This is a genomic window from Methanospirillum sp. (assembly GCF_035406105.1).
GTDB lineage: Archaea > Halobacteriota > Methanomicrobia > Methanomicrobiales > Methanospirillaceae > Methanospirillum.
Genome location: NZ_DAONKG010000167.1, coordinates 1 through 5,587 on the forward strand (window position 1 = coordinate 1; position 5,587 = coordinate 5,587).

The 5,587-nt window shown below is 43.4% G+C and carries 11 protein-coding genes and 1 tRNA gene; 7 read left to right on the forward strand and 5 right to left on the reverse strand.

From position 1 onward, the window contains the following. Together PLA23_RS09945 and cutA are read right to left on the reverse strand one after the other, a co-directional pair. On the reverse strand, positions 1 to 471 hold a 471-nt coding region (locus tag PLA23_RS09945), incomplete at its 3' end, for a PAS domain-containing protein (protein WP_324475073.1). 124 nt (positions 472 to 595) lie between these two features. Then, positions 596 to 931 (reverse strand): divalent-cation tolerance protein CutA, encoded by a 336-nt coding sequence (gene cutA, locus PLA23_RS09950; RefSeq protein WP_324328914.1) that lies wholly within the window; start codon positions 929 to 931, stop codon positions 596 to 598. Between the two features lie 94 nt (positions 932 to 1,025). On the opposite strand from cutA, the gene PLA23_RS09955 reads away from it, so the two are divergent. Further along, positions 1,026 to 1,115: transfer RNA gene (locus PLA23_RS09955), tRNA-Met, on the forward strand. Positions 1,116 to 1,361: 246 nt separating this feature from the next. On the opposite strand, the gene PLA23_RS09960 is transcribed toward PLA23_RS09955, so the two are convergent. Beyond that, the gene (locus PLA23_RS09960; protein ID WP_324475075.1) at positions 1,362 to 1,664 is read right to left on the reverse strand and encodes a hypothetical protein; all 303 of its coding nucleotides are present in this window, start codon (positions 1,662 to 1,664) and stop codon (positions 1,362 to 1,364) included. Positions 1,665 to 1,851: 187 nt separating this feature from the next. Further along, the gene (locus PLA23_RS09965) at positions 1,852 to 2,262 is read right to left on the reverse strand and encodes a hypothetical protein (RefSeq protein ID WP_324475077.1); all 411 of its coding nucleotides are present in this window, start codon (positions 2,260 to 2,262) and stop codon (positions 1,852 to 1,854) included. A 223-nt stretch (positions 2,263 to 2,485) separates the two neighbouring features. Here PLA23_RS09965 and PLA23_RS09970 point away from each other — a divergent pair, with 223 nt between their 5' ends. Both PLA23_RS09970 and PLA23_RS13825 read left to right on the forward strand, forming a co-directional pair. Continuing rightward, positions 2,486 to 2,632: a hypothetical protein gene (locus PLA23_RS09970; RefSeq protein WP_324475079.1), complete on the forward strand. Its 147-nt coding sequence runs from the start codon at positions 2,486 to 2,488 to the stop codon at positions 2,630 to 2,632. Further along, on the forward strand, positions 2,629 to 2,898 hold the full coding sequence (locus PLA23_RS13825; RefSeq protein WP_502883620.1) for a type II toxin-antitoxin system RelE family toxin: 270 nt from the start codon (positions 2,629 to 2,631) through the stop codon (positions 2,896 to 2,898). Before PLA23_RS09970 ends, PLA23_RS13825 begins: the two co-directional genes overlap by 4 nt. A gap of 305 nt (positions 2,899 to 3,203) precedes the next feature. Here the strand turns inward: PLA23_RS13825 and PLA23_RS09975 are convergent, their stop codons facing one another. Then, entirely contained in the window at positions 3,204 to 3,398 is a 195-nt protein-coding gene (locus PLA23_RS09975) for a type II toxin-antitoxin system HicB family antitoxin (protein ID WP_324328920.1), read from the reverse strand. A 239-nt stretch (positions 3,399 to 3,637) separates the two neighbouring features. On the opposite strand from PLA23_RS09975, the gene PLA23_RS09980 reads away from it, so the two are divergent. The 4 genes from PLA23_RS09980 to PLA23_RS09995 all read left to right on the forward strand — a co-directional run. Beyond that, a complete protein-coding gene (locus PLA23_RS09980) occupies positions 3,638 to 3,829 on the forward strand; it encodes a hypothetical protein (protein WP_324328922.1) in 192 nt (63 codons plus the stop codon). A 140-nt stretch (positions 3,830 to 3,969) separates the two neighbouring features. Further along, positions 3,970 to 4,176 (forward strand): hypothetical protein, encoded by a 207-nt coding sequence (locus PLA23_RS09985; RefSeq protein WP_324475080.1) that lies wholly within the window; start codon positions 3,970 to 3,972, stop codon positions 4,174 to 4,176. A 175-nt stretch (positions 4,177 to 4,351) separates the two neighbouring features. Further along, the gene (locus PLA23_RS09990) at positions 4,352 to 5,296 is read left to right on the forward strand and encodes a class I SAM-dependent methyltransferase family protein (RefSeq protein WP_324475082.1); all 945 of its coding nucleotides are present in this window, start codon (positions 4,352 to 4,354) and stop codon (positions 5,294 to 5,296) included. Positions 5,297 to 5,400: 104 nt separating this feature from the next. Continuing rightward, positions 5,401 to 5,587: hypothetical protein (locus PLA23_RS09995; protein ID WP_324475084.1), on the forward strand; the 187-nt coding region annotated here is incomplete at its 3' end.

The following is a 5,587-nucleotide window of genomic DNA, read 5'->3' on the forward strand; positions in this document are numbered from 1 at the left end:
GATGACCGCGGCTCCGCTTCGCCCACAGTCAAGCTGAACCGGAATACCCCTGAACGCATATACAATACGGGTGCCATGAGTCTGGCGCGTACCGGTATATGAACACGGAGTACCCCGAAGAGAGGGCATACTACCCTCAGAGATCCCGGTACAGATCAGCTCATCAAGCAGTGTGAGTGATCGTCCAATACACTCCTTCCTGGAAAGTCCGATCATCTCAAGAGCAGCAGTATTTACTGCCCGGATAACATTCCCCCTGTCAACTCCGAACACCGGCTCGGAAAAGAGATGGAGTACACATGAAACAGGGATCCGCCGGCTGGAAGTATACAACTTGGTAACACCGACCTTCTTTACTTCCACCAGACCCTGGCTATGAAGAATCTCAAGATACTTTGCAGCAGTATTCCGGTGAATGCCCATCTTCTCTGCCACTTCATGAATACTGATTCCTTCCGGATTATCAGCCATGAACTTATGTAGCAGCTCAAATCCTTCAGACAGAATATATCACATGGTTACCCTATGCTGTGCATTACAAAAATGAATCCGCTCATGGCAGTATTGTGCACAGTAAAATAGAGAGATGAAAAATTCAGGGCTTTTTCTGAACTTCACTGACAACCCAGGAGAGATATCGATCATAGCCATCCTGAACGGGAACTACAAGTACTTCTGGGATATCATAGGGATGGATATCAACAAGGAATTTTGTAAGGTCATGCACGTTCCCACGGGTTGTCTTCATGAAAAGGAGATCTTCAGGTTCGTCACAGACTGCCCCTTGCCATCGGTAGACTGACCGTGCAGGGAGGATATTGATACACGCAACCAGTTTTTTGTCCAGAAGCCGGGTTGCCATGGTATGCGCTATTCCCGGTGGAGCTGTGCAAAGGACGACCACAACCTGATCCGAATTCTGTTCCTGCATGACCAGACTGTTTCTCTGGAGAGAACTTGAGATATCCTGATGGCATAATCGATATGTTTATCAGAGCAGACGGCATTCTTATAATGCACTTTGTGCTGTTGTGGCCTAGCTGGTTAGGGCGCCAGACTCATAAGTTTAAGACTGAGATATCTGGAGGTCGCGGGTTCGGATCCCGTCAACAGCATTTTAACTTCAAATTAGGATCCCTAAAGTGAATTTGAGCTTATTTTGGTCGTCTTTTCAAAACCTATAGCAAACATGATCTTCACAGCGTGAATATCAGATATTGTCGTATGGAATAAAATTCCTCAAAAATGAGTGAATTAATATCGCGCCCACAAAGCCACGCTATAGACTTAAAACATCTTAGTCATAGAAAGTTGTCGCCTGAAAAAAGATACGGGCATCTAGTCCCTTTATGCTATTAGGATTAGAGTGTTCGGATGCCTGATCCTTCAATAATTGGAACTTTATATTCTCCTAAGACTGGTTCGTCAAGGGCGAATACCATTTTATAAGAACCAAATATTTTCACGATTGAACCATCTTTTGGAGCTTTCCCCATGTTTTGGTCACTAATCCAGACACAAATGGGATTTGCATTGTAATATATACCGTTTGTGGAGTCCGTTGCAACAAATATCATATTTATAATATCATCATATTTGCCATCCATGACAGCCCCAATAATTTCAACAGGTTCTCCTTGGTATTCCTTTTCTGAGTAAACCATTTGTTCTTAAGTTGGTTGAGCATAGACTGGATTTCCCATCAATAAAAGGATCAAACAAAGGGAAGATAGAATAAAAAAAGATATCCATCTCATAATTCGTATTATAAGAATAGGACATTTTTATACGTTTTTATTTAACCTTAATTTAGAATTCTATTGGATTTCTTTTAAAAAGAAAAGCGTTTGATTATACCAGAGTGAGAGAGTAACGCCGATTGCCTTGTGATGATTCCACGATATTCTCTTCACCGCTGAGTATTGTCTTCAGGTCTCCTATCAGAGCTGGTGCAGTCATCCTATCACCTGGTTTAATCAGGACCGGTTTAGCCCTTCCATGAATGAAATATAACTGATATCTTCCAGAGTCGTTCCCCTGATGCCGGTCATTCCACCTCACTGCGTCTTCCAGTTCTGACTTATCAACATCAATGGATGTGGGTTCGTTCCTCTTCTGTCGGGCATATTCAATTTCCCTATCCATCTCTGCATTTCGCTCTTCGCTAGATAAGAACCCGGCCTTCCTGAATTTTTCGTTAATTGCGTCTCTCCGGGTTTGTTCATGATGCTTTTGTGCATCTGAATACCATGATTCATTCAAAATAGGAAAGGATCTGGAATCAGGGTCGTTTAGACAATTCACTCTTCAGGTTTTATTAAAGTCAATATGCCAGCACGGATCATGTTATCCCAAGCCATTACTATCAATACCTATAAACTCCTATAGGTAAATCATGCAAGAGGCTTCCACAATATACATTCGATCAGATTTGAAGGAGCAATTAACCAACCTGAAAACACACCCCAGGGAGTCCTATAGTGCAGTGATCGAACGCCTTCTATTGTGTGCCATCGATCCTGATCCTCTCACCTCCGAAGAGATAGCAGGAATAGAAGAATCCCTGGCGGATATTAAAGCAGGGAGAGTCCATACTGAAGAGGAGATCATGAAAGAATTCGGAGTTGAATGACTGAATTTCAGATTATCTACTCGAATAAAGCAAAAAGAGACCTCAAAAAAATACCATTGCCGATAGCTCAGGAGATAATCAAAGCCATCCATGAACTAAAAAATAATCCATGGTCACGGGTACAGAAGTTAGAAGGATCTGATAAGTCTCCGTTCCATTCTCTTCATATTGGCGGTTACCGGGCTATACTCTCTATTCAAAACAATAAACTCATCGTGTATGTGGTCGAAGTCGGCCCCAGGAAAACCATATACAGGAAATATTGAGCATTTTTAGGAATTGAGTTATTTCCAATAATTTATATGATTTATCGGATTATAGAAAAACCAAGTTGTCTCTTATCATCCGAGTGTTACTATGATATGGAGAAATGCATCTTCCGAACAGTGTGCCGGACTGGATCATCTGGTATAATGCTATCTAATGCGTAAAGCGTGATTTTCAGAGGCAAAATAGTATTTTGAAAATACACTCGCTGATGCGCCTCAAAAAACCCATGAATTGCTAGTATAGTACATACCTCTTTTCAGGAGAGGACCTGCAATTTACCGAGCTGCCACCTCAAGCCTGGTTATGTATATCTCCTCATGTAATCGGTTTTGTATCTCCGATGCTGAAGCAAGTTCAAAAAAAGTTCTATCGCTTCACGAAGATTATCACGGGCCTCTTCAACACTATCACCCTGGCTGGCAATAACCAGTTCAGGACAGAGTGAAACATACCCATTATTTTCCCGTTCAATAATTGCCGTAAGTTGCTTTCTCATACCTGTGATTCTCATATGTCTTGCATCATTAAAAACACGTTCACTGCAACCACCAGAAATTCTCCAGTCATCATCCATCCTATCAATCTAATATTTCTTTTACTGGTTAGCGGTCAGTGATCAGCCCTAATACTAAAAAAAAAGACCATAAAACTTTACAGTTTTCCAAACCTTTTTAACCCCATATAAAATCCCATCCAATATATATTGTCACACCAGTGACAGAGGAAACATCGAACATGGCAGATTTTGTCACAAAGTCAACGATCAAGAGTGCCGATCGGATACTCGCAACACCGTTCGCAAGCAAGGCTGCACTGACCACCATCATCGGGAACATTCTTGCAGATAACCCGTGGGGATATACATCGTATACCTCCGGGGGAGAAATAATTCCCGGAGTATCCAAGAGCTCCGAGTACTACACCTGAACGGTCGTGTATGAAAATAACAAGGGGAAGCAGGTCGGAAGGGTCAGTGTAAGGTCCAACATCCAGGGCATTTGATACCGTTATGGCTGCCATCCTTGCCAATCCCGCTCTGGAAGCATCAATGGGCGGAACCGCATCTCATGACTGTTGTGAGGACAGTTTTTAGTGTACCGCTCACATGCCACACCGACACCGGCGAACTCTACAATGTCGGGTTCAAGCGTGACAAGGTATCACTTTCCAGTTACGAATCGGATACCATCCCGGCTACCATAGACACCTGGGCTGACTACTATCCCGGAACGGGCATAACCCCATCGTATCATTTTTCCGAGGTGATGATCTGACCTTGGGGGGTTGTGGGAGCAGGGTGCTTCATGTTACTCATCGCCGGGTTCTTCGGGGCAGATTCCATTTCACTCACCATCGTATGTGATGGAACCACCTTGGGTTTCATACTCCGTATGAGGTCAGGGGCAGACCTATGCGGCCAGTCTGTTTACGACCAATTTCGCATATCTCATGCGGGATCTCACCGTAAAAAAGGCCGGAGAGGTGAAAGCCGGGGCGGGGGTTGATCATAAGTACTTCCATAATTACACAATTAAGCACGATTTTATGGGCCTTCGTTCGGATCTGACCGGCATTATTCCAGAAGATATTCTGATTCATCTGCCTGACGGATATGAGATAATCGGAACCATTGCTATCATTTCCATTCCAACCGACCTGTTGCAATTTCAGGACCTAATTGTGAACGCACTCCTTTCCCGAAGGCCGAGGATTCATACCATCGTAAACAAGACCGGAGATGCACGCGGGATCTACCGGATATCAAAGTATGTTCCGATCTATGGGAAGACATTGATTACCGAACATAAGGAGTACGGATTCAAATACCGGCTTGATATTAGTCAGGTTTATTTTTCATCAAAAATGGCATCTGAACGAAAACGGATCGCTGATCTGATCATTCCTGGCGAGACCGTCTTTGTACCATTTGCTGGGGTGGGACCGTATGCAATTCCTGCTGCGGCACGAGGTGCCCGGGTTGTTGCAATGGAGATCAATAAAAATGCGTGCTTCTGGATGGCAGTGAATACAACCCTGAACAGGGTTTCTTCAGGTCTTCACATTGTCCAAGGTGATGCACTGGTAGCGAATAACTCCATCCGTCAGAAATTTTCGCGTATAATTATCCCAACCCCATATGGGCTACTCCGCGGCCCGAATATTTTCTTCCCTATGCTGACCGATCACGGAACCGTTCATTGGATAACATTTGCGAACAAGAGCGAGATTCATGAACTGGTGCGGGAACTTGCAGAAGAAGGATATCATATTCTGCGCTGTCATGAATGTGGGAATGTAGCACCATCAGTGTACCGCTGGATAGTGGATATTAAAAAGAGAGGAAGTCCTGTTTCTAGCCCATATATTTCGGTTTCCAGTCAAAATTTTCAATAGATGGAATGTAACACCTGAACGCTCATTTTATTGAAAGAGTATAATATAATAGAGATAAGACTAGCCTTAAATATCTCCCAAACCAACGAAATCTGAGGTTAAATATGGCATCCGTTGGTTCTGGCGTAATCATATTGGGTATTATTGTAGTAACTGGATCATTGCTCTGCTTTGCATGCGCTGATGATGAGATCTATCCCGGTGGCATGGTAATTCCGAAATTTAACAACTCGATGATCGGAACAATGCAGCCAGCTCAGAAGTTCAACTCATCTGAAATCGGAACAATGC